The organism is Nocardiopsis sp. TNDT3 (assembly GCF_003427465.1).
GTDB lineage: Bacteria > Actinomycetota > Actinomycetes > Streptosporangiales > Streptosporangiaceae > Nocardiopsis > Nocardiopsis dassonvillei.
In genome coordinates this window covers 1-3,214 of sequence record NZ_QPFC01000930.1, presented here as the reverse complement: position 1 = coordinate 3,214, position 3,214 = coordinate 1, and the positions used below count along the sequence as shown (strand labels likewise).

General features: G+C 71.7%; 3 protein-coding genes. All 3 read right to left on the bottom strand.

What is annotated here, in order from left to right; all coding sequences use genetic code 11:
* Positions 1-46: 46 nt before the first annotated feature.
* The 3 genes from DQW06_RS21880 to DQW06_RS21870 all read right to left on the bottom strand — a co-directional run bounded on the left by DQW06_RS21880 (position 47) and on the right by DQW06_RS21870 (position 3,088).
* Positions 47-160: a methionine/alanine import family NSS transporter small subunit gene (locus DQW06_RS21880; protein ID WP_013153047.1), complete on the bottom strand. Its 114-nt coding sequence runs from the start codon at positions 158-160 to the stop codon at positions 47-49.
* A complete protein-coding gene (locus tag DQW06_RS21875) occupies positions 160-1,704 on the bottom strand; it encodes a sodium-dependent transporter (protein WP_013153048.1) in 1,545 nt (514 codons plus the stop codon). Before DQW06_RS21875 ends, DQW06_RS21880 begins: the two co-directional genes overlap by 1 nt.
* A gap of 352 nt (positions 1,705-2,056) precedes the next feature.
* A complete protein-coding gene (locus DQW06_RS21870) occupies positions 2,057-3,088 on the bottom strand; it encodes a pirin family protein (RefSeq protein ID WP_117199214.1) in 1,032 nt (343 codons plus the stop codon).
* Positions 3,089-3,214: the final 126 nt, after the last annotated feature.

The window sequence follows — 3,214 nt, the reverse complement described above, 5'->3', positions numbered from 1 at the left end:
GTGGGCGCCCGACCGGCGCCCACCGCCCCGTCGCGTTCGGGCGCGGTTACCCCTCTTCGGGCTTCTCGGGGTGGCGGCGCAGGTGGACGATGGCCGCGATGAGCCCGCCCCACAGCAGGATCATGGCAACGACCATCATGACGATCGCGCTGGTGGTCATCAGCGGTCCCCTTCCTTGGTCACGGCGTCCTCGGTGTCGGCGTCCTGGCGGGCCAGGGCGTCGGCGCGCTTCCAGGGGAAGAGCGAGACGACGATCCCGAAGACGATCGCCCCGATGGCCAGGCCCCATCCGGCGGCCAGCAGGAACCCGGTCGAGTAGCCCGCGTAGTTCTCGGTCAGCTCCGTGCGCAGGCTGTCCCACATCATGAAGCCGAGCAGGATCGGGGTGACCACGCCCAGGACGACCTTCCACCACAGGCCGAGCCGGATGGAGGAGATCGCGTTGGTGTGCTCCTGGAACATCGGCAGCCTGCGCGCGATCCAGCCGAAGACCACGATCATGACGAGTCCGGCCAGTGCGATGCCGTACTGGTTGATGAAGTGGTCGAACACGTCCAGGAAGTGCAGCCCCTCGGGCGTGGGGAAGAGCAGGATCGAGGCCAGCGCGGTGGCGCCGCCCACCAGCAGCACGGTCTGGACGCGGCCCAGGCCGGTGCGGTCCTGCACCGCGGAGATGATCACCTGGACGATGCTGATCAGCGAGGTCAGGCCCGCGATCACCAGGGAGCCGAAGAAGAGCACCCCGAACAGCGCGCCGCCGATGGGCAGGGTCGAGATGATCTGCGGGAAGGCGACGAAGGCCAGTCCGATGCCGTTGGCGGCGACGTCCTCGACCCCGGTGCCCGCGGCGGTGGCCATGAAGCCCAGGGCGGCGAACACGCCGATGCCCGCGAGCAGCTCGAAGGAGCTGTTGGCGAAGCCCGCCACCATCGCCGAGCCGGTCAGGTCGGCCCTGCGGCGCAGGTAGGAGGCGTAGGTGACCATGATGGCGAAGCCCACGGACAGGGAGAAGAAGATCTGCCCGTAGGCGGCGATCCAGACGCTGCCGTCGAGCATCGCGCCCCAGTCGGGCGTGAACAGGGCGTTCAGACCGGTCGCGGCCCCGTCCAGGGTGAGGGCCTGCACGACCAGGACCAGGAACAGCACCACCAGCAGCGGGATGAAGACCTTGTTGGCCTTCTCGATGCCGTTGCGCACGCCCAGCGCCAGGATGAGCAGGACCACGGCCCACACGCCCACGAGCGGCCAGGCCACACCCGCGACGTAGCCCGAGACCATGCCGGGCCCCTCGCTCATCTGGAGGAAGTCCTCGAAGAAGAAGGCGTTGGGGTCGTCGCCCCACTGCTGCCCGATGGAGAACCACGCGAACCGGGCGGCCCAGGCCACGATCACGGCGTAGTAGACCGCGATGACGAAGCAGATGGCCACCTGCCACCAGCCGATGGCCTCGGCGGGCCGGGTGATGCGCCGGTAGGACAGCGGAGCGGAGGAGCGGTAGCGGTGCCCGATGCTGTACTCCAGGATCAGCAGCGGGATACCGGCGGTGAGCAGGGCGATGAGGTAGGGCAGCATGAAGGCGCCGCCGCCGTTCTCGTAGGCGATGTAGGGGAATCGCCAGATGTTGCCCAGACCGATGGCGGAACCGATCGCCGCCATCAGGAAGCCCGCGCGCGATCCCCACTGCTCGCGAGTCTGTTGGACCATGTTCAGGTCTCCTAAATCATCCCGTAGTTCGCGATCCGCACGGTAGCAGGAGTTGGCCTGGTCAGCATTGTGGGGCGGGGAGCCTGGCCAGGGTGTCGCCTCACGACGCTCCTTTCGTTTCCTTCTGTCCAGACTCGCACGATGGACAGAAACGACAAGGGGCGCTTACCGGAAACCTTCAGCCGACCTTGCCCGCGCGCGTGGCGGCGACTGCCGGGCGGGGCACCCGTGACGGGGGCCGACCGGTTTCCGGCGGGTGCAGGCCCGGGGCCGCGAAGGCGCGGCCGGGGCCCGCGGGTCGCGGCACGCGGACGCGCCGCCCCGGCGGACCCCGGCCGACCGTCCCGGGGTTCTACGCGCCGCGGTGGCGCGGGCGCGCGCGCAGGCGCGCGTTGGGCAGCTCCGGAGCCGGGAGGGGTGCTCCGTCGTCGGCCGCGACCGCGGCGAAGCGCCGCCCGCCCGCGTCGTCGGCGTCCTCCCGGTCGTCCTCCCAGGCGCGGCGGGCCCGCACGATCTCGTCGTGGTCGCGGCCGACGAAGTTCCACCACATGACCAGGTCCTCGGTGAAGGGCTCGCCGCCGATCACCAGCACGTGCGCGGTCTCCTCGGCCCGCAGTTCCACCTCCGTGCGCCCCTCGCCCGCGTAGAGCAGCGCACCGGCCTCGACGGTGTGGCCCAGGACCCGCACGGGCGAGTCCAGGGGCAGGACGCCGTGTTCGAAGGACGCGTCCAGGGGCAGGCGCACCCGGGCCCCGGGTTCCAGCACGACCTCGGCTCCCATGAGCGGGGTGTGCACGCGGGCGGGGGAGCGGCGGCCGTCCACCTCTCCGGCGATCACCGTGACCCTGGCCCCCGGCGCGTCCGTGCCGGGCAGGTCGAAGGCGGGCAGGTCGGCGTGGTGTTCGAAGCGGGCCGGTCCCTCGCGGTCGTCCTCGGGCAGGGCGATCCACAGCTGGGCGCCGTGCAGCAGCGGCGGGGCGTCGGCGGGGGAGCGCTCGGAGTGGGCGATGCCGTGTCCGGCGGTCATGAGGTTGAGTTGGCCGGGGCGGACCAGCTGGTCCGAGCCCAGTCCGTCCATGTGGTGGACCGACCCCCGGACCAGCCAGCTCACGGTCTGCAGGCCGATGTGGGGGTGCGGCGGCACCTGCATGCCGGGGCCGTCGGCGACGCCGGTGGGTCCGTAGACGTCGGCGAAGCACCACGCGCCGACCATGCGGCGGTTCTTCCCGGGCAGGGCGCGGCGGACCAGCATGGCGCGCGGGCCGCCGAGCGGGACCTCGCGCGGTTCGAGGAGTTCGGTGTCGCCGGAGGCGGCGGTGTCGGCGGGGTCGACCTCTCCGCCGCAGACGCGCTCTTCGGCGGGATGGGTGTCCAGATTGCTCACCCTGCCGAAGGTAGTCGAGGCGGCTCCGGACCGGCACCTGTCGGAGAACGCGCCCGGGGGCGTTTCGCGTCACCGCCGCGGGTGGGCGTGTTCGGCGGGGCGGGCAGGCCCCCTGCGGAAGGGGCG